Origin of the sequence: Nitrobacter sp., from assembly GCF_051535235.1 — a bacterium.
Lineage (GTDB): Bacteria > Pseudomonadota > Alphaproteobacteria > Rhizobiales > Xanthobacteraceae > Nitrobacter.
This window is the reverse complement of the sequence record NZ_JBPPLZ010000005.1, coordinates 110,766-133,486: the sequence shown is the minus strand read 5'-3', so window position 1 is coordinate 133,486 and position 22,721 is coordinate 110,766. Positions and strand designations below refer to the sequence as shown.

Here is a 22,721-nt window from a genome sequence, read left to right as displayed (position 1 = left end):
TCAGCGTAATTCGATGACAGGCTCAGGGGACCATGTCGGATCGCATCGCCAAAGACCGCTGTTCGGGGATGATGGATCACGATGATTTTGGATCGAGCCGACCCAAAATCATGAACGTGATCGATTCCAATATCCTCGAGCGGGATGTGGGCGGAAAACCACGCCACGCTTTTCCTCATCCCGTTCTGACCGCCGCGATTGCGCTGATGATCGCGGGCAGCGGTCTTGGCGGTTGTGCCGACCTCGGCGATGGCGCGATGTCGGGTGCGTTCGTCGATCCCGCGAAATACGCGCTCTATGACTGCGCGCAGCTTGACGCGCAACGCAAGTCTCTGGCCGCCCGCACGGCCCAGTTGCAGCGGCTGATCGACAAGGCTCGTACCGGCGCTGCCGGCACCGTCGTTGCCGAGGTGGCGTATCGCAACGACTACATTACCACTCGCGCTTCCGCCAAACTCGCCGAAGAGGAATGGCAACGGAACAAATGTCATGAGACGGCCGCACCGGCGGCCCCCGCGGCGATCAGTCCGGGCAGCGCGCCGCAGGCGGGAGGCTCCCGCGGCGCTGTCGATGGATCTCCGGCGAACCGGAAATGACGTCACTGCGCTCCGCCTGATTCAGGGTCGCCAATTGTAGATCCAGTCCTGACGCGCCAGCATGAGCTGCGGTCCGATTGCCTTGATGACGAGATCGCGCGCCAGCGCGGCGGCTCCCGCGAGATGGCTGATCCGCCCATTTCGTTCCGCAAGCGCCTGCACCTGTGCGACGCGCGCGCGACGCAAGTTCGTGTAACGCGCAAGCGCAGCCGCGGCGCCAGCGGCATTCTCGTTCGCGGCCTCGCCGAGACATTGAGCGAGTATCGCGGCATCCTCGATCGCCATGCCCGCGCCTTGCGCGGCAAACGGCAGCATCGCATGGGCGGCATCCCCGAGGAGAGCCATTGCATCACGGTGCCACGCGGCCATCGGCGGAATCGTAAATAATGCCCATTTGCGCCAGCCGTCTGCGGCTACGGCATCGATCAACATGCGTGCCGGCTCAGACCAGCGCGCTTGCGCGAACCTGTGCTTGATGTCGGCGGCGTCGCCGGAGGCGCTCCAGCCGGGCTGATTCCATGTGTCCGGCACCACCGCGACGATGTTGACCTGCCTTCCGCCGGGCATCGGATAGGATACGAGATGCGCGTGCGGTCCCATCCAGAGCTGCACGCGGCGCGTGATCATGTCGTGCGGCAACTGAGACGCCTCGACGGTGCCGCGCCATGCGATCAGGCCGGAAAATCGCGGGCTCGCATCTGGAAACAATCGAGTGCGGAGCGCGGACCACATGCCATCGGCGCCGATCAGCGCCCATGCGGTCTTTGCGCGATCTGTGCCGCCGCGCAAATTCACGGTGACGCCGTCAGCATGGGAGGTCGCGTCTTCGACCGCAGCGCCGAGGCGCAATTCAATGTCGGGATGATCGCGAACCTGCTCCAGCAGCGCCGCCTGCAGGCCGCCGCGATGCATCACCCAGTAGGGCGCGCCTGCGCGCAACGTAGCCGTCTCGCCGAGCGGCAGGCGGCAGATCTCGCCGCCGTGCCGCGCGCTCATGATGCTGATGGCCTCGGGCACCAGCGCGCGTGCGGACAGCCGCGCGTGCAGGCCGAGGCCGATCAGGATGCGTGTGGCGTTCGGCGAGAGTTGCAGGCCCGCGCCGATTTCTTCGAGGCGCCCGGCTGTCTCGATGATGAGAACGCGAAAGCCCTTGGCGGCCAGTGCAAGCGATGCCGTCAGACCTCCGATTCCGGCACCGGCGATAACGACCGTGCGCGACGAGGTCACAGGCAGATCAGGCCACCTTGTCTCTCACCACGCACTCCGGAGGTCGCGCTTGTCCGGCGCCGAGATCGGCTGAGAAGCGGTACAGCGTCGAGCAATACGGGCAGATGATTTCGCTGTCGTTGCCGAGATCGAGAAAGACGTGCGGATGGTCGAACGGTGGATTGGCTCCGACACACATGAATTCCCGGGAGCCGATCTGGATGACGGCCACGCCTGCATCGTTATGAAAGTGAGGGACTACGTGATCAGACATGCTTTCCACCTTGGTTCGCTGCGTGGCATTCGACACGCGCCGGATACGCAACGACATCGCGCGGCACCATACTGGCCGGCGGCTTCGATTCCTAGCTCGCCGGAAACGGATTCGGAAAAATTAGCGGGTCAATTATCCATACAAATTCGACATAATCCTGTCGTTGGGAGAAGCCCTTCTTTCGTCGGGGAAGTTGTGATTGAAAACCGGCACACCACCTTTTTACATATGACAAAGGCGGATTTTACGGGATTTCGATGATGCGATGGCGAATTGGCGGCGCGATGACGGGAGCGGCGATGTGCGCGACGGCGTTCGCCCTGCTATGGCCGCATGCCCGGGACGCCGGCGCTGTGCTGAGCGCACAGGACGATCCCGCCCGTCTCTCCGATCTTCGACTCGATTCCGCGTTCCGGAACGATCCGGCGCTGGCGGCGGCAAACATCGAAGCCGCGCTCGCCGCGCACGATGCCGATCTCGCGAACAGCTTTATCGACCTTGCTGCGGCGAGAGGAATATCGACGCCTGACGAACTGTCTCAACGCGTCGCCGCAGCCGTGAGAGAAGAAAATTCTACCGAATCCATGGCCAAGAGATTTTTCATCGGGCTGGTCACTGGCAATGCTGATGACGGCGCAAGCCTTTCTGGCACGGTCGCCGGCGATCTGAGTGCGTTCGGTGATGTCCGGGACATCATGCGCGAGAGCAAGCACCTCGCGATGGGCGAGCAGACCGACCGGCTCCTGCTCGGGCTTGCCGCCACGGGTCTCGCTGTGACGGCGGCTACCTTCGTGTCGGTCGGCGGTGCGGCTCCGGTCCGCGCCGGCCTCACGCTGGTCAAGGATGCCCGGAAGACCGGGCGGCTCGGCGAGGGGCTGAGCCGGTGGGTGGGCCGTTCGGCGCGCGACATGATCGATCTGCGGAAACTGCAAAATGCGGCCGCGGCGGGCACGCTGGCACGGCCGCGTCAGACCGCCGTCGCGCTGAAGGCGGCGATCCGCGCCGAGAAGGCTGGCGGGTTGGTGCGTCTTGCCAAGGATGTCGGCCGCATCGGCGAGAAGACCGGGACGCGGGGCGCGCTCGATACGCTGCGGATCGCGGAAGGACCGAAAGATGTCGTGCGTGCGGCGCGGCTCGCCGAAGCCAAGGGCGGCCAGACCCGTGCGATTATCAAGCTTCTGGGACGCGGCGCGCTGCTGCTGACTGCCGGCGCGTTCAATCTCGCGGTGTGGGTGTTCAGCGCGGTGCTCGCGTTGTTCGGCTTCCTGTCATCGATCAAGGCCACGACCGAGCGCCTGACGTTGTCGTGGCTGCAACGCTCAAAAGCCAGGCGTTTGCGGCGGCAGCTTGCTGCGCAGTCTGCCGGCAGCGGCGCGCCGGCATAAGCGTTCATCGGTCGTTTGCCGACCATCCCGTTTCCATCCCGTTCATGGAATTGCTGATGCCGAACTTTCATCACGGCGGCGTTGAAATTTCCTACCTCGACGAGGGCGAGGGCGATCCCGTCGTCCTCGTGCATGGCTTCGCATCGAGCAAGAACGTGAACTGGGTGTATCCGGCCTGGGTGTCGGAGTTGCGCAAGAACGGCTTCAGGGCGATCGCGTTTGACAATCGCGGTCACGGCGACTCCAGCAAGCTCTACGATCCGGAAGACTACTACATCGGTACGATGACGAGCGACATCATCGCGCTGATGGATCACCTTGGCATCGCGCGCGCCGACGTCATGGGTTATTCGCTCGGCGCGCGGATGACGGGAATTCTGGCGCAGACCCGGCCGGAGCGGGTGCGTTCAGCGATTTTCGGTGGCCTGGGAATCGGCCTGATCGAAGGCGGCGGCCCCGGCGAAAGCGTCGCCAGAGCGCTGGAGGCGCCCTCACTCGACGACGTGACCGATCCGTTCGGGCGTACGTTCCGCGTGTTCGCCGATCAGACCCGCTCCGACCGTCGCGCGCTGGCGGCGTGTTTGCGTGGATCGCGGCGGCTGATGACGGAAGCGGAGGTCGCCAGCATCAAGGCGCCGACGCTGATTGCCGTCGGCACCAAAGACGAGATCGCAGGATCGGCGCAGGCGCTTGCGAACGTCATAGTGGGCGCTGAAGTTCTGGACATTCCCAATCGCGATCATATGCGCGCGGTCGGCGACAAGGTTTACAAGGAAGGCGTGCTGAAGTTCCTGTCACACCGGCCGTGAGGCCGACCCGTAGCGCTTGGCGAGAGATCGCGACGCCGCGATCAGCACCACGAATGTCGCGATCCAGACCATGCGCGCACCGTAGCGGTTGTGCGGGCCCGATATCACGCCACAGATGAAGGCGTTGCCCAGTAGCGCGACGCAAGCCGTTATGGCAAGTAGTTCGAGGTCGTCGATGCGCCGTCGCCATAAAGCCGCCAGGGCGATCCCGGCGAGCAACAGCATCGAGGCGAGTGCGACCGGGACGTGAATCCAGTTGATAGCGGCGAATTTGATATTCCAGTGCTGCTGCTGGGCGGCGCGCATGGCCTTCACCTGTTCGGGCAGATAGCGCTCGATGATGCCATAGGTATGTGGAATCCACCCGCTGCTGCCTTCGCCGGTGCCGACCTGCACGAGTTGTTCGGCCGTGGCTTCGACAGCGGCTTCGGTCTGCCACAGCGGATAGGCGGCCAATGCTTTCGTGGCGATGAATTCCATCTCGTCGTTCATGCCTTCGAAGCGACCGAGCTTGTTGAATATGCTGTCGTTGCCCCAGAGAAAATCGTCGGCCGTCGCCGGCAGTTGGTTGCGATAGGGACAGAGCTTCAGCTTGATCTTGTCGCAATGGTCGTTGAGGTAGCGCGCGACGATGCCGTCCTGCATCATGCGTCCGAACGAGACGCCGGCGCCTCCCGGCGTCCACGCAAGTCGGCCTGACAGCGCGTAATTCGCAGCCAGCAGCATGGCCGCGCCCGCGACGAGCGTCAGGCAGCCCTGAACCAGTCCGGCGACCGGAAGTCTTCGGCCGAGAAACGGCTTGATGACCCATCCGGCGCAGCACAGGCCGAACAGCACGCCGAAGGTTGCTGTGTGGGTCGCAGCCGCGAATGACGTGTAAAGAAACAGCGAAACCTTTTCGGTCGTCGAGAGCTTGCCGTTGTGCACGACGAGGATAAACAGCGCGAGCACGGCAAGGCCCGCGAAAATGTCGGTCAGCAGCATGCTGGCGAGCCACGGCAGCGCGGTGCCGAGGATCAGGATCACGGCGATGCCGAGAAGCCGCAGCGGCTGCGCCATGCCGAGCACGCGGAGCGTCAGGTGCAGGATCCACAGCGTCAGCAGCGCCTGAAATCCCAGATTAAGCCAGAAAAACGAGTCCTTTCCCAAATGAAGATAGATGCCGTACACGGTCGAACGGCTTGGCTCGAGATAGCCTTCATACCATCGCGCCAGATAGCCGCCGGTGTCGTATTCGAGCAGCGGATAGCCGTTCCAGATCGCTGGGGCGAGCAGGAGAACGGGAATGACGATCGCCGCGATCCAGGCCCAAGGTGCTTCCGTGGCGCGCCTGTTGAGGACTCGGGTAGAAATGGGGATGTTCTCCGGTGCCGGCACGCCATTTTTGCATATTGAGTGTCTGGCGCAAATGCATAACTTGTTTGACGTAAATTGGTCTGAAGGTGGCTTGAACCGTGAAGATCAGGGCCAGCGGGAGCCGGTCAGAAGTCCTGCCGCGGGACAATATCATGCGGCCGTTCAATTGCTTAGCGTCGTTTAACCAAAGTCGGTCCGGACGATTACGGGCTGAACGGCGGGGACAACGACGTTGCGTCATGTTATGCTTCGGGACGTTTTTCAAGGTGCGAGACGACTATGGCGATGCAGCACGTCAACCCGCAGAGTTCGAAGCTTGCGACGCTCGATCCGATCTGGGATCGGATCCGCGGCGAGGCCGAGGACATCGTTCGCCGCGAACCCGAGCTGGCGTCCTTCATCTATTCGGCTGTTCTGCATCACGATCGCCTTGAGGCCGCGGTGGTTCATCGCGTCGCCGAGCGGCTCGACCATTCGGCATTGTCGGGCGATCTGATCCGTCAGACGTTCGAGGAGGCGTTGCGCGACGATCCCGATATCGGCAATGCGTTTCGTGCCGATCTGGTCGCGGTGTTCGACCGCGACCCGGCGACTTCGCGGTTCATCGATCCGCTGCTCTACTTCAAGGGCTTTCACGCCATCCAGATTCATCGGCTGGCGCACTGGCTCCATCAGAAGGGCCGCAAGGATTTCGCCTATTATCTGCAAAGCCGCTCCTCATCGGTGTTCCAGGTCGACATCAATCCCGCCGCCAAGATCGGTCGCGGCATCTTCCTCGACCATGCAACCGGGTTCGTGGTCGGCGAGACCGCCGTCATCGAGGATGACGTCTCGATCCTGCATGGCGTCACGCTCGGCGGCACCGGCAAGGAAAACGAGGACCGGCACCCGAAGATACGTCACGGCGTGCTGATCGGCGCAGGCGCGAAGATTCTCGGCAATATCGAGGTCGGACATTGCGCGCGCATCGCCGCCGGGTCGGTCGTCGTCAAGCCTGTGCCGAATAACGTCACCGTCGCGGGCGTGCCGGCCAAAATCGTCGGCGCGGCCGGTTGCTCGGAACCGTCACGCACGATGAACCAGATGCTCAATGCAATGGGACTTTGATCGCTAAAAATTTTCTTCGAATATTTGAAATCCGAACAAACCTGTGGCGGCGCGAGCCGTCTCGATCTATAGCGTTTTCGAGCGAAGCATGTCCTCGGACTTGACCCGAGGACGGATACCGTTGGCGTGAAGAAAACGCCTCAATGCAACATCTGGAGCCTCGCTTCTGATTCGATCAGAAGCGAAATGCTTTAGAAATTTCGAGCCCTCAGATTACAGCGGAGACCGCCGTGGACGTTCAGGAAGTCAGGAAGCTCGACGCCTATCTCAAGCGCGTGTTCGGCAATCCCAGGATTCGCGTGGTGCCGCGGCCGAAGAAGGACGACTCCGCCGAGGTGTATATCGGGGAGGAGTTCATCGGCGTGCTGTTCGTCGATGACGAGGACGACGACCGCTCATTCCAGTTTCAGATGGCGATCCTCGAGGAGGATCTGGCCGACGTCGGCTAGATCGTGACAGTTTGAGGCGGGATCGGCTTTCCCGTCGCTTCGAGTTTGCGACAAAACTGGCGCTTGCCAATTGCGCCTGGCAAAGCAATCGGGAAGCTCCTTCGAAAAGCCGCTGTCGCGCTCATCGCAGTGACAACTGATTGCAATGCCCGCTCTAGTTTTGCGGTCCGCGCAACTGCTGCGTCAGTCGCTCCATCGCGCCGGCCACCTCGCGCCAGTCTGCCAGCCATTGTCGCGGAAAGCGGAACGTCAGATCGGCGCCGCCGATGCGGCGTTCGCTCAGGCACATGCCCGGCGTTGCCGCGTCGCGGGTGCAGCGCGCCACCAGCGCCGGCGTTTCGGCGATGAACAGGTCCTCGCCGGCATACGGCGTGCGGTCGCGAAATGCGTGGATCGATAGCCCGTCCTGAGGCTCGCTTCGGGTCTCGTCAAGATAGCGAGGATAGATCGTGCGAAGGCGAACGTCGGGCGCCAACGTATCGTGATGTGCCGCGATCGACAGGAAGATGCGGTCGACCGGCAGCGGCGTCTGTTCGACGGTCTCGGCGGTGACGCGCATGGGTGCGCCCGGCGTTGCCAGTGATGGATAGACGAAATTCAGGTCGACACTTTCCTGCGGTCCCGAGTGTCGCTGCACTTTCCGTCGGAAGGCATGAGGCGGGATATTGAACAACGTCTCGCCGATGCTGACCGGAAGCCGCTCATTGTTGTCGAAGGCTTTGGGTGCCCAGGTCGGCCACAACAGCCAGGCGATCAGGGTCAGCGCGGTCGCCGCAATCAGCGCGGAAACCAGAAGCGGAGCGAAGTGACCCCGCCGCAGTTTATCGAATTCACGCGATCGGCGCGGAGCGGACGACAGCAGGGTCATGCGGCAGACGAGACTATTTCCGAGGACGGCGAATCAGCCGCGACTATGACACGCATTATGGAGTTTTCGTGTGGCGGTCGGCCGGAACCGAGCGGACCACGCAGATTACGGCGGGCCCCGTGTTAACCCTTCCTTAAGGATAAGGTGGCGGGGAAGCCGGTATTTTGCGAAGCAAGAGACTTCGTTGTCGTGCAGCGGATGTCCTTTCGATGTCGCCGGATACGTTGAATTCCTTCTTTTCCCTGGGCATCGGGTTCGCCATCGCGGGAGCGCTGACCAGCGGCTATCAGCTATTCGTCAAACATCCGGCCAGCTTCGGACTGCTGCAGCAGGGCGTCGTGGCGAAGGCCTTCGCCGCGGTCCCGTTCCTGGTCTTTGCTGCGCCCTTCATCATCATGCGCAACACGCTTCGCGGACGGCGCATCGAACGCCGGCGCTTTGAATTCGTCATGATGGCGACCGTGATCGCCGGGTTCTGGAGCCTGATGTCAGGCACCTGCGTGGTCATGACGCTGCGGGCTTTCGGGTTGCTCGCCTGAATTGCGCCAAGGCATGATCGCCTCTGGCGGAGTGAAATTGACATTCGCGACGCGGTTTGCAGTGAACGCGAGAAGCGATGTCAAATCCAAAACTCCACTCGAATCTATATCTGCTAGTGGTTCTTTGATTCCAGCATTTGCAGGAGCGTCTGCCGCAATGGGATTGCAAATGTTAAAATCGGACCATCAGCAGGGAGGCCAGCATGGCGATTTACGAACTCGACGGGCAAGCGCCCGACCTTCCTGAAAGCGGACGTTATTTCATCGCCGACACCGCCGCTGTCATCGGCAAGGTTCGCCTGCGCGAGAACGCGAGCATCTGGTTCGGGGCGGTGCTGCGCGGCGATAACGAGTGGATCGAGGTCGGCGAGGGATCAAATCTCCAGGACGGCAGCATCTGCCACACCGATGAAGGCTTTCCGCTGACGATCGGAGCCAACTGCACGATCGGCCATAACGTTATTCTGCATGGCTGCACCATTGAGGATGGCGCTCTGATCGGCATGGGCTCGATCGTCATGAACGGCGTGCAGGTCGGGCGTCATTGCATCGTCGGCGCCGGTGCGCTCATCACCGAAGGCAAGCAATTCCCGGAATATTCCCTGATTGTCGGCGCGCCCGCCCGCGCGATCCGCACGCTGAAGCCGGCCGAGGTCGAGGCAATGGGAGAGGGCGCGAAATTCTATGCCGCGAACGGGCTGCGTTTCAAAAAGGGTCTGAAGCGGATCGGTTGAGATTCCGGCGAAATCTTGCGCGGATCGCGGAGAATTGAGCCAAAATTCCAGCAAATGAATGCCGTCGGGAGAAACAATCAGGCGCAGGCGGCGTATGTCATCAGCGGGACGCAAGGAAGTTGGACGGAGTTTGATGATGCGTAAAACGATGATCGCATTGCTGGCGGCTCTCGCATTGGGACTCGTCGCGCCGACGACCGCCGTCGCGCGTGGCGGTTTTGGCGGTTTTCATGGCGGCGGTTTCCACGGCGGTTTCCATGGCTTCCATGGCGGCGGTTTTCGCGGTGGTGGTTTTCATGGCGGCTTCCATGGTGGAGGTTTTGGTCACCGCGGGTTTTATCGCCGCGGCTTCGGTTGGGGCCTCGGGCTCGGTTTCGCTGCGCCCTTTGGCTATTATGGCTGGGGTTATCCGTATGATTATTACGGTTATCCCTACGGCTACAGCAGCTACTATGATGACTGCTATCTGACCCGCCGCCGGGTCCATACCCGTCATGGATGGCGCTGGCGCCGGGTCGAAGTTTGCGGCTGATCGCGAACGTCTGAACGATTTGATTGGGGTGGCGCGCGCAGGGTCGCGCGCCACTTGCGCGGGGTTTTTTCCGCAGAAGTCCCCGCAGAAGCCTTGGCCGCATCCGGTGCTTGGGTTAGACAAGTGCGCCGGACACCGGCTGGAGAATGCGGCGATGCGGACGTTTCGATGCGCGGGCGTTTTGACGTTTGCGCTTGCGATTGCGTCAACCGGCGCCGTACTGATCGATGCTCCAGCTATAGCAGTGGCCCAGACCGCGGAGAAAACCATGACCACAGCATCGGGTTTGCAGATCACTGACACCAAGATTGGGGAAGGGCCATCCCCGAAACCCGGCCAGGTCTGCATCATGCATTACACCGGCTGGCTCTATCAGAACGGGCAGAAGGGAGACAAGTTCGACAGTTCGGTGGACCGCGACGAGCCTTTCGAATTCCCCATCGGCAAGCGTCGGGTCATTGCGGGCTGGGACGAAGGCATCGCGACCATGAAGGTCGGCGGCAAGCGCACCCTCATCATTCCGCCGGAGCTCGGTTACGGCATGCGCGGCGCCGGCGGCGTCATTCCGCCCAATGCCACGCTGATCTTTGACGTCGAATTGCTCGGCCTGAGAGGCTGAGACACCTGTCCATCCTCGTTCGCTGCAGCGTGCATGTCGCGCTCAGCGAATGTGGATCGCGCGAGCTTCCGGCTGGTCTGCGCCGAACCTCGCCGGCGGCTTGTGAGTCCTTGAAGCGCGATCGAAAGACGTCAGTTCAAGGTTGGATCGCCCCGTGACTTCCGATAGATCAAACCGGGCGAAATGAGGCATTCGTTCTTTTCGAGCTGCGACGGTTCGAGACCGCCATCGCCCTCGAGAGCGATGCGATTAAATTCAAACCGATCCCCGTTCGAATCGACGATGTATTCGGGAATGGACTCCCGGCGGTATTCGCCGATGGAAGGGCCTTGTTCGACAATCGTCTTATCTTCCGTAGCGTCCGTCTTCTCATCATCACTCATCTGATCACTCATCTGATATCCATCCTGCGCGCGATCGGGCGTCCGGGTTCGCTGACTACCATAATCTGTGGCGTTTTTATTCTAATTCTTTGCCACAGCCCGCGCGCCTCACGCACGATATTATTGGCCATGCTGTGAAGGCGGACCGGCAGCCACGCTGTGTCAGACCATGACGGATCGGTGCGTTTCCACCAAACGCAACCTGCCTGCAGAAAAGGGTGCGGCCAGCCTCTTGGGGGAAGGCTGGCCGCTCGCGAACCGGTCTGGGACGGGGAGGGGTATGACCGGTCGCGGGTCTCGTGTTTTCCTTATCGAGAGCTGGCCGTCGCAACGGCCGGATGGTTGTCGTCGAGCGCAACCCAAACATTGGGGTCGCTCTGCGACTGTCGCTTCATGAAGCGGTAGCCGGTCTGGGTCCAGGCGACGACGTCCTCGTTCTGATTGTCGAGAATGAACTCGCCCTTGTCGGTTTTGACGGTCAGAACGGCATGACCGTCGCCCTGCTTGTCGCGCACCACCGTGACCAGCAGCGCCTCGCGCGGCCAGCCCGCGTCGATCAGCATCTTGCGCTTCAACAGGACGTAATCCTCGCAGTCGCCGTAGCCGTCGGTCGGCAGCGACCATTTTTCGACGACGCCCCAGTGCTCCTTGTCCGTCATCGGCTTGATGGTTTCGTTGACCCAGCGATTGACCTTCAAGAGATCGCGCCAGGTGTCGGGCGTCATCACGATGTCGCGCGGCTCTGTTGCGCCACCGCCGCATTCCTTCGGACTGTCGTTGCAGAATTCGACCCAGCCTATCGGCGCCCGCGTGACATCGCCGAGACTTGCATAAAGCTGTCGTGCTTCCCCGGCTCCCGCCGGCGTCGCCAGCCCCCACAGGACGGCGGCAGCAACTGCCAGCCCAATTCCCTGTCCCCTGTTGACCATTGTGGCCCCCGTTTCTTGTTGGGACCACATTTCGCACAAAGAATTTGCATCGCGGCTAAGTAGTCGAAGTGTATTTGAGCCAAATGCAAGTAAAGTTCGCCGCGAATTGAATCTGTACTTGAATCGAATTCGTCTAAAATTTTAACGAACCGCCTTTGATACAAATTTTAGATATTAGTATTGGGAGCCCGCTGGAATCGGGGTTTCCTCAGCGGAATGCGTTCGGCGTTAACCGAAAAATCGCGGTGCAAGCGCAGTCCCCGGCCGGGCGGCGGCGGCCGGCAGCCATGGTGAAGACGGGAGTTTACGGGGTCCGCCGTTTACCGGGCGGTGACGTTATCTTCGAGAGTCTCGGGATGCTGCTCGTGAACGAACTCGAGCGCAAAGCCGTCTTCGAGATTTCGGACGACGCGGGCAAGCACCTTGCCGAGCGCAACCCGGGACTGCAGCGGCGGCTTTTTTTCGGCCGAGACGGCGGCGCCGGACATGGACAGGTCGAGGATCCGGCACGTCATCCTGGTGCCGTCCTCCAATGTGAGGATCGCGATCGGGTTGCGCGGCACGATGCGGTCGTGGCGGCGGTCTTCGGGAAGGTTGAGGATATCGCGATTGGCGAGCCAGGTGAGCTGCGCCGCCAGCTTGTCGCGCTTGCGGGGCGTCGCGCTGACGCTCATGGCGAATCCGCTGTCGATAATCCGGGTGATCTTGCCTTCGACCCGGCCGATGTGGTCGAGATAGGCGACGATCCGGTCGCCGACGTTGCCGATACCGGGAGCCAGCATGGCCAGCCCGCCGGGAGACATATTGATGACCTGGCAAGGATATTCGCGCCGGTCCGGCAGCATATAGCGGCCCAGCAGATGAACCCCGACCCGCTGAAATCGCCGGCGCTCGACTGGAAGGTTTGAGATTTTCTGCGCCAACGCCATAATCGGTCCGCCGCTCGAACGGCAATAATTCGGTATTGGTAAACCCTACGGTTGTCAGGGTTAACGCGGCGTTAGCGATCCGACCGTTCTCCCGGGATCGACGCGGAGCTTGCATCCGGGTAACATTTTAGAACGATTCCAATCGTTCCGGTGGCGTCGGCGGGACTTGTTGAAACCTGCCGGCCGTGGCTTCCGGTGGGAAATTAACCCGTCCTGAGGGCAAGAGCCGGTCATGCTTCGGAATTCAACCACTGCCTGGGGCACTCTGTCCCGCGCCTTTCACGGAATCCTCGGCATCGCGATCATCGGCATGCTGGCCTACGGATTATGGTTCAATCATTTCCTGCCGAAGGAGGCCAAGCTCTTCCATCGCTCGATCCATGCCGACATCGGCTACGTCATCCTGCTGCTGATGGTCCTGCGACTGATCTGGCGCGGCCTCAATCCGGTGCCGGCTGCGCCGGACGGCTCGCGGTGGTGGGAGCGGGCGCTGGCGCACGTCAGCCATTGGACGCTCTATGCCATCACGATCGTCGTCGCGCTGCTCGGCTGGGCCCATTCCGGCGCCCACAAGCCGGATTATGCCGACTGGTTCGGGTTGTTCCGGGTGCCGCAGTTCACATCAGAGAACCGCGACAACGCCCGCTTCTTCGAGCACTGGCACATCTGGATGGCCTACGTGCTGATCGGACTGATCGTGTTGCATTTCCTCGCCGCGCTCTACCATCGATTCATCAAGCGTGATCGCGTGGTGGCGCGGATGATCGGCGGCGGGGCTGAGTGACCTCACTGGAACGGTGTCGTCCCTGCTTCGCAGCGACGACGCAAGGCTGAGACGCGAGTTAGACGAGACGCCTCGCTCAAGCGCTGCCGAACACGCGCCTGAAGATCGTGTCGACGTGCTTGAGGTGGTATCCGAGATCGAACTGCTCTGCGATCTCGGCATCCGACAGATATTTCTTCACGTCGGCGTCGTTCTTCAGAAGCGCCTGGAAATCGCCTTCGCCACGCCACACCGGCATGGCGTTGCGTTGGACCAGCCTGTAGGCATCCTCGCGGCTCGCGCCCTTCTGGGTCAGCGCGATCAGCACACGCTGCGAATGCACCAGTCCGCCGAGGCGATCGAGGTTCTTCTGCATGTTGGCGGGATAGACCAGCAGCTTGTCGACGACGCCCGCGAGCCGGTTGAGCGCGAAATCGAGCGTGACCGTGGCGTCGGGGCCAATCATGCGCTCGGCCGAGGAGTGCGAGATGTCGCGCTCGTGCCAGAGCGCCACGTTCTCCAGCGCCGGTGTCACGTAGGCGCGCACCATGCGGGCAAGCCCTGTGATGTTCTCGGTCAGCACCGGATTGCGCTTGTGCGGCATCGCCGACGAGCCCTTCTGTCCCTCGGAGAAGAACTCCTCGGCCTCCAGCACCTCGGTGCGTTGCAGATGGCGGATCTCGGTGGCGAGCCGCTCCATCGATGAGGCAATGACGCCGAGGGTTGCGAAGAACATCGCGTGGCGGTCGCGCGGAATCACTTGCGTCGAGACCGGCTCCGGCACGAGACCCATCGCCCTGGCAACGTGCTCTTCAACGCGCGGATCAATCTGCGCGAAGGTGCCGACCGCGCCTGAGATCGCGCAGGTCGCGATCTCTTTGCGGGCGGCGATCAGGCGCTCTTTGGCGCGCGAGAACTCGGCGTAGGCGTATGCCATCTTGAGGCCGAAGGTGACGGGCTCGGCATGGATGCCGTGCGAGCGTCCGATGGTAGGCGTCATCTTGTGCTCGAACGCGCGCGTCTGCAGCGCGGCGAGCAGCTTGTCGATGTCGGCGATCAGTATGTCGGCGGCGCGGGTGAGCTGGACGTTGAGGCAGGTGTCGAGCACGTCCGATGACGTCATGCCCTGATGCACGAAGCGCGCCTCGGGACCGACGATCTCGGCCAAATGAGTGAGGAAGGCGATGACGTCGTGCTTGGTCTCGCGTTCGATCGCGTCGATGCGTTCCACGTCGAAGGTCGCGTCTTTCGCCTTGGCCCAGATGGTTTCGGCCGCCTGCTTCGGGATCACCCCGAGCTCGGCCTGGGCGTCCGCCGCGTGAGCCTCGATCTCGAACCAGATCTTGAAACGGGTCTGCGGCTCCCAGATCGAAGCCATTTCCGGACGGGTGTAGCGAGGGATCATCGACGATCCTTGAGGTGTTCAGGAATTATGCCGCGCTTTGGAGTCTGGTCCAATTTTGTTGAATCAGACTCCAGCCTGCCTTTTTGATAGAGCATGATCTTATTCGAAAACCGGTTCCACTATTCGGGATCATGCTCTAGCAGAGCCGCCGTGAGGAGACAAACGGCGGACAGACGGGTCGAACTGGCGCAGCTTTCACGAACGGCTTATTGTCCTCTTCATGCGTTTGAAATCGAGCATATGGGTCTCCGCCTATCTTCGCCGCTGCCAGAGTGAGGGCATCTTCGGTGCGGTTCGCCGGCGCGGTGCGGAGGAGGCCGGCGCTGTCTTCGTCAAGATCGCGCTTATGAACGGCAATGCGATGTTGTATGCACCGGCGCCGCAGGCCGTATACGACGACAGCCGGCCCATCGAGCGGGTTTTTGTTCCGTCGTCGAGCGCGCCGGTTGCCGAGCAGGCGGTGGAAGAGCGCCTCGCGAAGGAAGTCGGGTTCGATCCGGACGCCTGGATCGTGGAAATCGAAGACAAGGCAGGGCGGCACTTTCTGGACCTGGCGACTTTATGACGGCATTCGCCATCGGCGAACTCCGCGACCGAGGGCCGCAGCGCCGCCGGGCGACAAGCCTTCCTTTTTGCTCCGGGCTACCCATGTTACAGTCGCTTCCCCCTGCCGGGGAATAAAGGAACAACCACATGAAATCGACCCAGCGGGCATTCGGCTTGATGAAGGCCTTCGCCATCGTCCTGTCGTTGGCGTTTCCGTTGATGCTCGCCGTTTCTTCCGCCGACGCTCGCATCGGTGGCGGCAGGAGCTACGGATCGCGCGGCTCGCGGACCTTCTCCGCGCCTCCGGTCACCAATACCGCGCCGAACGCGGCGCGTCCGTTCGACCGGACCATGACGCAGCCCGGCCGTCCGGGCGCAGGCACTGCGGCAGCCGGAGGCTTCAATCGGCCCGGCATGGGCATGTTGGGCGGCCTTGCGGCCGGTTTCCTCGGCGCGGGCTTGCTCGGTCTGCTGTTCGGCGGCGGGCTGTTCAGCGGTCTCGGAGGCCTGTCGTCCATCATCGGGCTGCTGCTTCAGATCGCCCTGATCGTTCTCGTCGTTCGCCTGGTGATGTCATGGTGGCAGCGACGCAATGCGCCTGCCTATGCCGGATCGGCGCCAGCCCCTGGCCCCGGTGCTCAGGCGAATCCACGCAGCGGTTTGGGTTTCGGTTCAACGGCGTCCGCTGCGCCGCTGGAAATCACCCCGTCGGACTATGAGGCCTTCGAACGTCTGCTTGGAGACATCCAGACCGCGTGGTCGAACGAGGACGTCAACAGGCTGCACACGATGGCGACCCCGGAGATGGTGTCGTACTTCACCGAGGATCTTCGCGCCAACGAAGCCCGCGGCGTCGTCAACAAGGTGTCCAACGTCAAGCTCCTGCAGGGCGATCTTGCGGAAGCCTGGCGCGAGGCCAATACCGATTACGCCACGGTGGCGCTGCGCTATTCGCTGGTCGACAAGACCATCGAGCGCGCCGGCGGCCGGGTGGTCGAAGGCAGCGACCAGCCGCAGGAGGTGACCGACGTCTGGACGTTCGCGCGCCGCGGCGGCGGAAAATGGGAGCTGTCGGCGATCCAGCAGACCTGATCTGCGGCCGTGACTTTATCAACAGAAGGCGCCACGATAACCTTGTGGCGCCTTTTTTGCGTTGAACGAAGGACCGGATTGCGCGTTATCGCGGGATTAATCCGCAGCGCGCAGACGCCATAAATCGATCGGAGAAGGCAATGATTGCAACAGACAGGATCCTTCCGCGAATTTGTCTTGGCTTCGCCACCGCAATGCTGACGGCGGCTGCTCAGCCGGCCGGCGCGCAGACGGCCAACATGAGCTTCTTCGTGACCAGCGTCGGAATCGGCAATGGCGGCAATCTCGGCGGACTGGCCGGCGCTGACAATCATTGCCAGACGCTGGCGCAGGCTGCGGGCGCAGGCGCGAAAACATGGCACGCCTATCTGTCGACCCAGGCGGCCGACGGCAAACCGGCCATCAACGCGCGCGATCGCATCGGCAACGGACCGTGGCAGAACGCCAAGGGCGTCGTGATCGCGAAGGACGTTGCCGAGCTTCACGGCGCCAACAACCTCACCAAGCAGACGGCGCTGAGCGAGAAGGGCGAGCTCATCAACGGCCGCGGAGACAAGCCCAACCGCCACGACATGCTGACGGGGTCGCAACCTGATGGCACGGCGTTCGCAGGTGCTGACGACCGGACTTGCAAGAACTGGACGAGCAGCATGCAGGGATCGGCGATGCTCGGGCATTCCGACCGTCAGGGCTTGAGCGATGATCCTGTCGCGAAGTCTTGGAATTCCTCGCATTCTTCGCGCGGACCCGACGGCGGCTGCAGCCAGAACGATCTCAAGAGCACCGGTGGCGACGGGCTGTTTTATTGTTTCGCTGTCAACTGACGCGGACGTCCCTGGCGTGATCGGCCGCCGGCCTTGGCGTGACGGCTCGGCTGGACTTGCGATCGGCGCAGTGAGGGTTGCGCTCGCCCCGCGGACGCGCTGTGCGACGTGAAAGTGTGCCATGACTTACGAGCTCTATTACTGGCCCGGCATCCAGGGTCGCGGCGAATATGTGCGGCTCGCGCTCGAGGAAGCTGGTGCGGACTACACTGATGTCGCGCGAACGGATCGCGGCATGTCCGCGATGACGCGCATGATGGACGTGGCAAGCGGCACACCGCCCTTCGCACCGCCGTTCCTGAAAGCCGGCAAGCTGGTGATCGGCCAGACCGCCAACATCCTGCTCTATCTCGGCTCACGTCTTGGCCTTGCGCCGAAAGCCGACGCCGGCCAACTTTGGGCTCATCAGCTGCAACTCACCATCATGGACTTCGTGGTGGAAATTCACGACACCCATCATCCGCTGGGACCGACGTTGTATTATGAGGACCAGCGCGCGCCCGCAAAACGTCGGACCGACGAATTCTGGAAGGAACGGGTGCCGAAATATCTCGGATACTTCGAGCGGCTACTCGCGGATCGCGGCGGCAGCTTTGTCATCGGCCGCCGGCTGACTTACGTCGATCTCTCATTGTTCCAGATCGTGGCGGGCTTGCGCTATGCCTTCCCCAAGCGCATGAGCCGCTTCGAAAGCGATATTCCGGCGCTCATTGATTTGCACGATCGCATTTCGCACAGGCCGCATATCACTGCCTATCTCGCGAGCGACCGCCGGATTGCCTTTAATGAGGACGGCATCTTCCGCCGTTATAAGGCGCTCGATCTCTAGAGCGTTCTCGAACCAAGTGGAATCCGGTTCGCGTGAAGAAAACGCGTCAAATGAAGAGCCTGGAGTCTTTTTACCGTTTCCATGAAACGGTGAAAGACTCTAGAAGCTGCGTCCGTCGACCGGCGTCAGTGTGAGCTGGGCCAACTCGATGCCGTCGATGCAACTCACATTGAGTGCCACCACTTCGGTCCCATCCGGCTTTTTGCCGCGCGCGAATACATCGACACCGCAGTCGACGCAGAGCTGGTGCCGGATGACCCGCTTGTTGAACAGATATTCCTTGAGATTGTCTTCGCCGGCCCGGAGCTGAAAACTTTGCGGCGCCAGAAACGTGAAGTGCAGACCTTTCTTGGTGCAGATCGAGCAGTTGCACGCGCTGACCATCGCGAGATCCGTCGTGCATTCGAAGCGTACCTGACCGCAATGACAGCCGCCGGTATAGGTTTTCACGTCGGGCATTTGTCTCTCCGTCCCAGCGCGAGCAGCCTATCAGCATCCGGTCATGGCCGACAACGAATCCGACCGCGCGCAGTTCCAGGGCGGCCTGGAACCGGCATCTTGTTCACTCATCGTTGCCGCGGGACACGGCGATGGCGGCGCTTGTCCTGGTGCGGGTGCAATGCATGTTCAGTCGCCGATAGCGCGTCCGAACGTCGTCGCCGTGCAATAGACCCATGCGCTTGATGCAGCGGGTGACGCCTTTCAGCGTGTCGGCCTTCGGAATCGTGAAGATGATGGCGGAGGCTTGCGCCACCAGATCGTAAAACTCGGGCTTCGGCTTGCGGCTGTCCGTGCCTGCGATCAACTCGTTGGTGAACTTGCGGTTCGGGCAACCGAGGATCAGTTGTTTGGTTGCGGGATGCGACAGGAAGATCGCATTGGCGGCGGTCTTGCCGACATGCAGGCCGTCGATCTGGCCCCTGAGCTGGGCGGCGAGATCGTCGCACCGGTCGGCGCGCGCCGGCGAGGGGGAGAAGGCCATCGCGGCGGCGAGGCAGAGGCTGGCGGCGAGGCAGCGGCGCAGGCTTGTCATTTCAGGGATCTCCAAACGGAACAATCAAGCTGGTTGACGCGTGGTGATGAAATCGCATTCGGATCCCAAACCGTCTTCCCCGCGACATATTCCGGAAATGCCGGGCCAAAGAGGGCACGATTCAGGGCTCCAGCGTCACCCGCGGGCCATCGTTGCTTTCGACGTGAACATAACGCGGCGCGATCGGGCGTCCTCGTCCGCTGGCAACCGTTACGATCTCGTCAAGCGGCGCGGCCTGGACATCAGCCTCCGGCCGCGAGAGGATCAAATCGGCATGAAGCAATCCTTCGGACTCCAGGCCGGTGGGGTCGATCTGCGCGGCTGCAAGGGTTGCCAGGCTGTTCTCGAACTCCTCGGCGTCGCGAAAACGGCGCTGGACAAAGGTCACGCCGCTCAGCCGTTCCGTGACCAGGCCGCGTTGCGCGAATGTTTTCGCGAGCGCCTCGTAAGGAAACATTCGCAACACGAAAGAAATGATCCACGGTTTCTTCTCCGTCGCATCGAGAAGCTTGCTGAATGTTTTCTCCGTCACATAGCCGATGCAGCCCGTCGACATGATGACATCGACGGGCCGGACAATGCGCGCGCTTTCCGCCGAAAGCGCTTCGTTTTCGAGGTCGGCGACGACGCCCTGATCGAGAAGCCCGACGCGCGTCGCATAGCGGATGGCCGGCGCTGAAACATCGAGGCCGATAAAGCGGGCGAGCCCGTGATCGGGCCAGCTTGCATAGAAATTGTAATCGAGCCGCATCAGCTCTTCGGAACTGATCGCCTTTATTTCGCGCCGGGCATAGCGGTGGCGCAAACCTCCGAATGTCAGCGGGAATCGATGCACGGCGGCATTGATGCCGTAGGAGCAGCCGACGTCGAGGACGACGGGTTCAGCATTGGCGGCAGAAGCCTTGGCGGATAGAATCTGGCGAATAACGGGCTCGGCTACATCCGTGATCATATAGTCGAGATCGCCGAGGACCGAGAAATACGACCTCGGATCATCCTGGATGTAGATATCGTCAAAGACTGCTTTCGCTTGATTAATCTGTGAGAATTCCGCCTTCAGCAATGCTTCATCCTTTTCCAAAAGTTCAACGGCCGCGCGTTTGGCGCGAATTTCTTATCGCAGAAACCAAAGCGAAGATAAACCCGCCGGAGTGTGATGGTTGCGGCATCGAGACAGCATGGACAATGAAAGTGCGGCTTCTCACCGCAGCGCGAGCTCTTCAAGGGCTTCATCGTTGCGGCGTTGCCCTGTTGCGGCGCGATAGCTATCGGAGCCGGGCGCAGCGTTGGAAACGCCTGTCAATCCACGCATCCTCCTGTAAAACCGTGGGAAGGTCCGATCGGGAAGGCGAACCCCCTGACAATGCCTGCGGAATCATGGCAAACAGGATGTCTGTGATTCCTCCAGTTCGCCAGAGCATTAGTTCAGCCGACCATGCCCGAGATTTCTCCGAACAAGCCTTATCGAATCGGCCGCTCTCGCACCGGGCTCGGCCTCTTCGCCACCAAACCGATCAAGAAGGGCACGAAGATCATCCGGTATTTCGGGCCGCTCCTCGATTGCAACAAGAAAAAGGATGACGCGGTCGAGAACAAATATCTGTTCCAGATCACGAGCCGCTGGACCATCGACGGTTCGGTGCGCAAGAACGTCGCGCGCTACATCAACCATTCCTGCAAGCCGAATGCGGAATCCGACGTTCGCAAGAAAAAGCGGCGTGTCGATATCCGCGCCATCAAGGACATCGCGCCCGGCGAGGAGATCAATTACGACTACGGCACCGACTACTTCAAGGAGTACCTGAAGCCGATCGGGTGCAAGTGCGAGGCGTGCGAGAAAAAACGCAGGAAATTGCGGGCTGCGGCGCGCGAGGAGAAGAAGCGCCTCAAAGCGAAGGCCGAAAAGCGGACTGCAGCCGCACGCGGCCGCAAGCTCAATGGCCATAAGGCGGTCGGTTCCGTTACAAGAAAAACCAAGACCGGATCGGCGGCTGTAAAAACCGGCACCGCAAAAAAACGGTCCAAGCCGTCACGTTGATCCTGATCCAGTCCGGTCCGGAATACCCCCTACAGCGCGGATCGCGGCGGGCTTATGATGGGCGGCGTGGCTTTTGCCGACGGTGACGTCGCGCCGTTTTGGCCGCTGTGATCCGCTGTGGCGGGATGGAAATTCCGCGATCCCCCTGACCTCGGTGTTGCCGAGAGACTATATGTGGGCGTGTAATTGGCCGGAGATAACAGGCCGCATGGGAGCACGACCATGACCGCCAGCATTGTCGGATGGGCGCATACGCCGTTTGGCAAACTCGACAGCGAAACCGTTGAAAGCCTCGTGGTGAGGGTGGCGACCGAAGCTCTGGCCGATGCCGGCGTTGCCGCCCGCGACGTCGACGAGATTGTGCTTGGGCATTTCAACGCCGGCTTCTCGCCGCAGGATTTTACCGCCTCGCTTGTCTTGCAGGCCGATCCGGCACTTCGCTTCAAGCCGGCGACACGGGTGGAGAACGCCTGTGCCACCGGATCGGCGGCTGTGCATCAAGGTATCCGCGCCATCGCCTCGGGCGCGGCCAGGATCGTGCTGGTTGTCGGCGTCGAGCAGATGACGCGCACGCCCGGTCCCGAGATCGGCCGCAATCTGCTGCGCGCCTCTTACCTGCCCGAGGACGGCGATACTCCTGGCGGCTTCGCCGGCGTGTTCGGCAAGATCGCGCAGGCCTACTTCCAGAGATACGGCGACCAGTCGGACGCCCTGGCGATGATCGCGGCAAAGAATCACAGGAATGGCGTCGCCAACCCTTACGCGCAGATACGCAAGGATTTCGGTTACGACTTCTGCCGCTCCGAGAGCGAGAAGAATCCGTTCGTCGCCGGACCGCTGAAGCGCACCGACTGTTCGCCGGTGTCGGATGGCGCGGCCGCGCTGGTGCTGATGGATGCGGAGACGGCGAAAACCGCGCGCAAGGCGGTGACCATTCGCGCGACCGGGCACGCGCAGGATTTCCTGCCGATGTCGAAACGCAACATTCTCGATTTCGAGGGTTGCGCGGTGGCCTGGCAGCGGGCGCTCGCGACGGCTGGCGTGACGCTGTCCGATCTCTCGTTCGTCGAGACCCATGATTGCTTCACCATCGCCGAACTGATCGAATACGAAGCCATGGGCCTGACGCCGAAGGGGCAGGGCGCGCGTGCCATCAAGGAAGGCTGGACAGGTAAGGAGGGCAAGCTGCCGATCAATCCGTCCGGTGGCCTCAAGGCCAAGGGCCATCCGATCGGCGCCACCGGCGTCTCCATGCATGTGATGAGCGCGATGCAACTCGTAGGCCAAGCGCCGGAGGGCATGCAGATCAGCGACACGAAACTCGCCGGTATCTTCAACATGGGCGGTACGGCTGTTGCGAACTACGTCTCGATCCTGGAGCCCGCCAGGTAACGAGTAAACGGTTGCGCACGGAAACTCTTTCAAGACCTGAAGATACAGGTCAGGATGCACGGACGACCTTGCGGACCCGCCAGG

At 61.7% G+C, this 22,721-nt stretch carries 27 protein-coding genes; 16 read left to right on the top strand and 11 right to left on the bottom strand.

All coding sequences use genetic code 11. The features are described from left to right. Positions 1 to 110: 110 nt before the first annotated feature. Entirely contained in the window at positions 111 to 596 is a 486-nt protein-coding gene (locus ACS3WA_RS09050) for a twin-arginine translocation pathway signal (protein ID WP_438278199.1), read from the top strand. Positions 597 to 617: 21 nt separating this feature from the next. Here ACS3WA_RS09050 and ACS3WA_RS09045 read toward each other — a convergent pair whose 3' ends face one another. Further along, positions 618 to 1,823: an FAD-dependent monooxygenase gene (locus tag ACS3WA_RS09045; RefSeq protein ID WP_438278198.1), complete on the bottom strand. Its 1,206-nt coding sequence runs from the start codon at positions 1,821 to 1,823 to the stop codon at positions 618 to 620. 7 nt (positions 1,824 to 1,830) lie between these two features. Next, positions 1,831 to 2,076, bottom strand: a complete 246-nt coding sequence (locus tag ACS3WA_RS09040) for a zinc-finger domain-containing protein (RefSeq protein ID WP_292617350.1) — start codon at positions 2,074 to 2,076, stop codon at positions 1,831 to 1,833. A 260-nt stretch (positions 2,077 to 2,336) separates the two neighbouring features. On the opposite strand from ACS3WA_RS09040, the gene ACS3WA_RS09035 reads away from it, so the two are divergent. After that, complete coding sequence (locus tag ACS3WA_RS09035) at positions 2,337 to 3,461, top strand: hypothetical protein (protein ID WP_438278197.1); 1,125 nt, start codon at positions 2,337 to 2,339, stop codon at positions 3,459 to 3,461. A 56-nt stretch (positions 3,462 to 3,517) separates the two neighbouring features. Further along, positions 3,518 to 4,270, top strand: coding sequence for an alpha/beta fold hydrolase (locus tag ACS3WA_RS09030; RefSeq protein ID WP_438278196.1), 753 nt, complete (start codon positions 3,518 to 3,520; stop codon positions 4,268 to 4,270). On the opposite strand, the gene ACS3WA_RS09025 is transcribed toward ACS3WA_RS09030, so the two are convergent. After that, positions 4,256 to 5,647 carry a hypothetical protein gene (locus ACS3WA_RS09025; protein ID WP_438278195.1) on the bottom strand — a complete coding sequence of 464 codons (1,392 nt, stop codon included), beginning with the start codon at positions 5,645 to 5,647 and terminating at the stop codon, positions 4,256 to 4,258. The genes ACS3WA_RS09030 and ACS3WA_RS09025 overlap by 15 nt on opposite strands. A gap of 258 nt (positions 5,648 to 5,905) precedes the next feature. Between ACS3WA_RS09025 and cysE the strand changes: the two genes are divergently transcribed. Together cysE and ACS3WA_RS09015 are read left to right on the top strand one after the other, a co-directional pair. Then, positions 5,906 to 6,733: a serine O-acetyltransferase gene (gene cysE, locus ACS3WA_RS09020; protein WP_438278194.1), complete on the top strand. Its 828-nt coding sequence runs from the start codon at positions 5,906 to 5,908 to the stop codon at positions 6,731 to 6,733. Between the two features lie 230 nt (positions 6,734 to 6,963). After that, positions 6,964 to 7,182, top strand: coding sequence for a DUF3126 family protein (locus ACS3WA_RS09015; RefSeq protein WP_011511027.1), 219 nt, complete (start codon positions 6,964 to 6,966; stop codon positions 7,180 to 7,182). 154 nt (positions 7,183 to 7,336) lie between these two features. Here the strand turns inward: ACS3WA_RS09015 and ACS3WA_RS09010 are convergent, their stop codons facing one another. After that, complete coding sequence (locus ACS3WA_RS09010) at positions 7,337 to 8,050, bottom strand: hypothetical protein (protein ID WP_438278193.1); 714 nt, start codon at positions 8,048 to 8,050, stop codon at positions 7,337 to 7,339. Between the two features lie 209 nt (positions 8,051 to 8,259). Here ACS3WA_RS09010 and ACS3WA_RS09005 point away from each other — a divergent pair, with 209 nt between their 5' ends. The 4 genes from ACS3WA_RS09005 to ACS3WA_RS08990 all read left to right on the top strand — a co-directional run bounded on the left by ACS3WA_RS09005 (position 8,260) and on the right by ACS3WA_RS08990 (position 10,474). Continuing rightward, positions 8,260 to 8,589 carry a DUF6949 family protein gene (locus ACS3WA_RS09005; RefSeq protein ID WP_438278192.1) on the top strand — a complete coding sequence of 110 codons (330 nt, stop codon included), beginning with the start codon at positions 8,260 to 8,262 and terminating at the stop codon, positions 8,587 to 8,589. Between the two features lie 203 nt (positions 8,590 to 8,792). Next, on the top strand, positions 8,793 to 9,323 hold the full coding sequence (locus tag ACS3WA_RS09000; protein ID WP_438278191.1) for a gamma carbonic anhydrase family protein: 531 nt from the start codon (positions 8,793 to 8,795) through the stop codon (positions 9,321 to 9,323). Positions 9,324 to 9,459: 136 nt separating this feature from the next. Continuing rightward, positions 9,460 to 9,855, top strand: coding sequence for a hypothetical protein (locus ACS3WA_RS08995; RefSeq protein WP_438278190.1), 396 nt, complete (start codon positions 9,460 to 9,462; stop codon positions 9,853 to 9,855). A gap of 154 nt (positions 9,856 to 10,009) precedes the next feature. Further along, positions 10,010 to 10,474, top strand: coding sequence for an FKBP-type peptidyl-prolyl cis-trans isomerase (locus ACS3WA_RS08990; protein WP_438278189.1), 465 nt, complete (start codon positions 10,010 to 10,012; stop codon positions 10,472 to 10,474). Between the two features lie 131 nt (positions 10,475 to 10,605). On the opposite strand, the gene ACS3WA_RS08985 is transcribed toward ACS3WA_RS08990, so the two are convergent. From ACS3WA_RS08985 to ACS3WA_RS08975, 3 genes are all read right to left on the bottom strand, one after another. Further along, positions 10,606 to 10,869 (bottom strand): hypothetical protein, encoded by a 264-nt coding sequence (locus ACS3WA_RS08985; RefSeq protein WP_438278188.1) that lies wholly within the window; start codon positions 10,867 to 10,869, stop codon positions 10,606 to 10,608. Positions 10,870 to 11,165: 296 nt separating this feature from the next. Further along, on the bottom strand, positions 11,166 to 11,786 hold the full coding sequence (locus ACS3WA_RS08980) for a transglutaminase-like cysteine peptidase (protein ID WP_438278187.1): 621 nt from the start codon (positions 11,784 to 11,786) through the stop codon (positions 11,166 to 11,168). Between the two features lie 320 nt (positions 11,787 to 12,106). After that, on the bottom strand, positions 12,107 to 12,715 hold the full coding sequence (locus ACS3WA_RS08975; RefSeq protein ID WP_438278186.1) for a PilZ domain-containing protein: 609 nt from the start codon (positions 12,713 to 12,715) through the stop codon (positions 12,107 to 12,109). 232 nt (positions 12,716 to 12,947) lie between these two features. On the opposite strand from ACS3WA_RS08975, the gene ACS3WA_RS08970 reads away from it, so the two are divergent. Next, positions 12,948 to 13,499 carry a cytochrome b gene (locus ACS3WA_RS08970; protein ID WP_438278185.1) on the top strand — a complete coding sequence of 184 codons (552 nt, stop codon included), beginning with the start codon at positions 12,948 to 12,950 and terminating at the stop codon, positions 13,497 to 13,499. Positions 13,500 to 13,575: 76 nt separating this feature from the next. Here ACS3WA_RS08970 and purB read toward each other — a convergent pair whose 3' ends face one another. Next, positions 13,576 to 14,883: an adenylosuccinate lyase gene (gene purB, locus ACS3WA_RS08965; protein WP_438278184.1), complete on the bottom strand. Its 1,308-nt coding sequence runs from the start codon at positions 14,881 to 14,883 to the stop codon at positions 13,576 to 13,578. Positions 14,884 to 15,103: 220 nt separating this feature from the next. Here purB and ACS3WA_RS08960 point away from each other — a divergent pair, with 220 nt between their 5' ends. From ACS3WA_RS08960 to ACS3WA_RS08945, 4 genes are all read left to right on the top strand, one after another. Beyond that, entirely contained in the window at positions 15,104 to 15,448 is a 345-nt protein-coding gene (locus ACS3WA_RS08960; RefSeq protein ID WP_438278183.1) for a DUF1491 family protein, read from the top strand. 128 nt (positions 15,449 to 15,576) lie between these two features. Further along, positions 15,577 to 16,521 carry a Tim44 domain-containing protein gene (locus ACS3WA_RS08955; protein ID WP_438278182.1) on the top strand — a complete coding sequence of 315 codons (945 nt, stop codon included), beginning with the start codon at positions 15,577 to 15,579 and terminating at the stop codon, positions 16,519 to 16,521. A gap of 194 nt (positions 16,522 to 16,715) precedes the next feature. Further along, the gene (locus tag ACS3WA_RS08950) at positions 16,716 to 17,345 is read left to right on the top strand and encodes a lectin (RefSeq protein WP_438278299.1); all 630 of its coding nucleotides are present in this window, start codon (positions 16,716 to 16,718) and stop codon (positions 17,343 to 17,345) included. A 121-nt stretch (positions 17,346 to 17,466) separates the two neighbouring features. Continuing rightward, entirely contained in the window at positions 17,467 to 18,174 is a 708-nt protein-coding gene (locus ACS3WA_RS08945) for a glutathione S-transferase (RefSeq protein WP_438278181.1), read from the top strand. 99 nt (positions 18,175 to 18,273) lie between these two features. Here the strand turns inward: ACS3WA_RS08945 and ACS3WA_RS08940 are convergent, their stop codons facing one another. The 3 genes from ACS3WA_RS08940 to ACS3WA_RS08930 all read right to left on the bottom strand — a co-directional run bounded on the left by ACS3WA_RS08940 (position 18,274) and on the right by ACS3WA_RS08930 (position 20,159). Beyond that, positions 18,274 to 18,633, bottom strand: coding sequence for a GFA family protein (locus ACS3WA_RS08940; protein WP_438278180.1), 360 nt, complete (start codon positions 18,631 to 18,633; stop codon positions 18,274 to 18,276). Between the two features lie 103 nt (positions 18,634 to 18,736). Next, positions 18,737 to 19,207 (bottom strand): hypothetical protein, encoded by a 471-nt coding sequence (locus ACS3WA_RS08935; protein WP_438278179.1) that lies wholly within the window; start codon positions 19,205 to 19,207, stop codon positions 18,737 to 18,739. A gap of 121 nt (positions 19,208 to 19,328) precedes the next feature. After that, complete coding sequence (locus ACS3WA_RS08930) at positions 19,329 to 20,159, bottom strand: class I SAM-dependent methyltransferase (RefSeq protein ID WP_438278178.1); 831 nt, start codon at positions 20,157 to 20,159, stop codon at positions 19,329 to 19,331. A gap of 483 nt (positions 20,160 to 20,642) precedes the next feature. Between ACS3WA_RS08930 and ACS3WA_RS08925 the strand changes: the two genes are divergently transcribed. Together ACS3WA_RS08925 and ACS3WA_RS08920 are read left to right on the top strand one after the other, a co-directional pair. Further along, positions 20,643 to 21,245, top strand: a complete 603-nt coding sequence (locus ACS3WA_RS08925) for an SET domain-containing protein (RefSeq protein WP_438278177.1) — start codon at positions 20,643 to 20,645, stop codon at positions 21,243 to 21,245. Between the two features lie 222 nt (positions 21,246 to 21,467). Beyond that, on the top strand, positions 21,468 to 22,637 hold the full coding sequence (locus tag ACS3WA_RS08920; RefSeq protein ID WP_438278176.1) for an acetyl-CoA acetyltransferase: 1,170 nt from the start codon (positions 21,468 to 21,470) through the stop codon (positions 22,635 to 22,637). Positions 22,638 to 22,721 lie beyond the last annotated feature (84 nt).

Bases quoted from the DNA above. Each gene is read 5' to 3' on its own strand.
- ACS3WA_RS08925 (WP_438278177.1), top strand. From the start codon at position 20,643: ATGCCCGAGATTTCTCCGAACAAGCCTTATCGAATCGGCCGCTCTCGC.
- ACS3WA_RS08990 (WP_438278189.1), top strand. From the start codon at position 10,010: ATGCGGACGTTTCGATGCGCGGGCGTTTTGACGTTTGCGCTTGCGATT.
- ACS3WA_RS08920 (WP_438278176.1), top strand. From the start codon at position 21,468: ATGACCGCCAGCATTGTCGGATGGGCGCATACGCCGTTTGGCAAACTC.
- ACS3WA_RS08970 (WP_438278185.1), top strand. From the start codon at position 12,948: ATGCTTCGGAATTCAACCACTGCCTGGGGCACTCTGTCCCGCGCCTTT.
- cysE (WP_438278194.1), top strand. From the start codon at position 5,906: ATGGCGATGCAGCACGTCAACCCGCAGAGTTCGAAGCTTGCGACGCTC.
- ACS3WA_RS09030 (WP_438278196.1), top strand. From the start codon at position 3,518: ATGCCGAACTTTCATCACGGCGGCGTTGAAATTTCCTACCTCGACGAG.
- ACS3WA_RS09035 (WP_438278197.1), top strand. From the start codon at position 2,337: ATGCGATGGCGAATTGGCGGCGCGATGACGGGAGCGGCGATGTGCGCG.
- ACS3WA_RS08945 (WP_438278181.1), top strand. From the start codon at position 17,467: ATGACTTACGAGCTCTATTACTGGCCCGGCATCCAGGGTCGCGGCGAA.
- ACS3WA_RS08930 (WP_438278178.1), bottom strand. From the start codon at position 20,159: ATGATCACGGATGTAGCCGAGCCCGTTATTCGCCAGATTCTATCCGCC.
- ACS3WA_RS08940 (WP_438278180.1), bottom strand. From the start codon at position 18,633: ATGCCCGACGTGAAAACCTATACCGGCGGCTGTCATTGCGGTCAGGTA.
- ACS3WA_RS08980 (WP_438278187.1), bottom strand. From the start codon at position 11,786: ATGGTCAACAGGGGACAGGGAATTGGGCTGGCAGTTGCTGCCGCCGTC.
- ACS3WA_RS08995 (WP_438278190.1), top strand. From the start codon at position 9,460: ATGCGTAAAACGATGATCGCATTGCTGGCGGCTCTCGCATTGGGACTC.
- ACS3WA_RS09000 (WP_438278191.1), top strand. From the start codon at position 8,793: ATGGCGATTTACGAACTCGACGGGCAAGCGCCCGACCTTCCTGAAAGC.
- ACS3WA_RS09005 (WP_438278192.1), top strand. From the start codon at position 8,260: ATGTCGCCGGATACGTTGAATTCCTTCTTTTCCCTGGGCATCGGGTTC.
- ACS3WA_RS09050 (WP_438278199.1), top strand. From the start codon at position 111: ATGAACGTGATCGATTCCAATATCCTCGAGCGGGATGTGGGCGGAAAA.
- ACS3WA_RS08960 (WP_438278183.1), top strand. From the start codon at position 15,104: ATGCGTTTGAAATCGAGCATATGGGTCTCCGCCTATCTTCGCCGCTGC.
- ACS3WA_RS08955 (WP_438278182.1), top strand. From the start codon at position 15,577: ATGAAATCGACCCAGCGGGCATTCGGCTTGATGAAGGCCTTCGCCATC.
- ACS3WA_RS08985 (WP_438278188.1), bottom strand. From the start codon at position 10,869: ATGAGTGATCAGATGAGTGATGATGAGAAGACGGACGCTACGGAAGAT.
- ACS3WA_RS08935 (WP_438278179.1), bottom strand. From the start codon at position 19,207: ATGACAAGCCTGCGCCGCTGCCTCGCCGCCAGCCTCTGCCTCGCCGCC.
- ACS3WA_RS08950 (WP_438278299.1), top strand. From the start codon at position 16,716: ATGCTGACGGCGGCTGCTCAGCCGGCCGGCGCGCAGACGGCCAACATG.
- ACS3WA_RS09010 (WP_438278193.1), bottom strand. From the start codon at position 8,050: ATGACCCTGCTGTCGTCCGCTCCGCGCCGATCGCGTGAATTCGATAAA.
- purB (WP_438278184.1), bottom strand. From the start codon at position 14,883: ATGATCCCTCGCTACACCCGTCCGGAAATGGCTTCGATCTGGGAGCCG.
- ACS3WA_RS08975 (WP_438278186.1), bottom strand. From the start codon at position 12,715: ATGGCGTTGGCGCAGAAAATCTCAAACCTTCCAGTCGAGCGCCGGCGA.
- ACS3WA_RS09040 (WP_292617350.1), bottom strand. From the start codon at position 2,076: ATGTCTGATCACGTAGTCCCTCACTTTCATAACGATGCAGGCGTGGCC.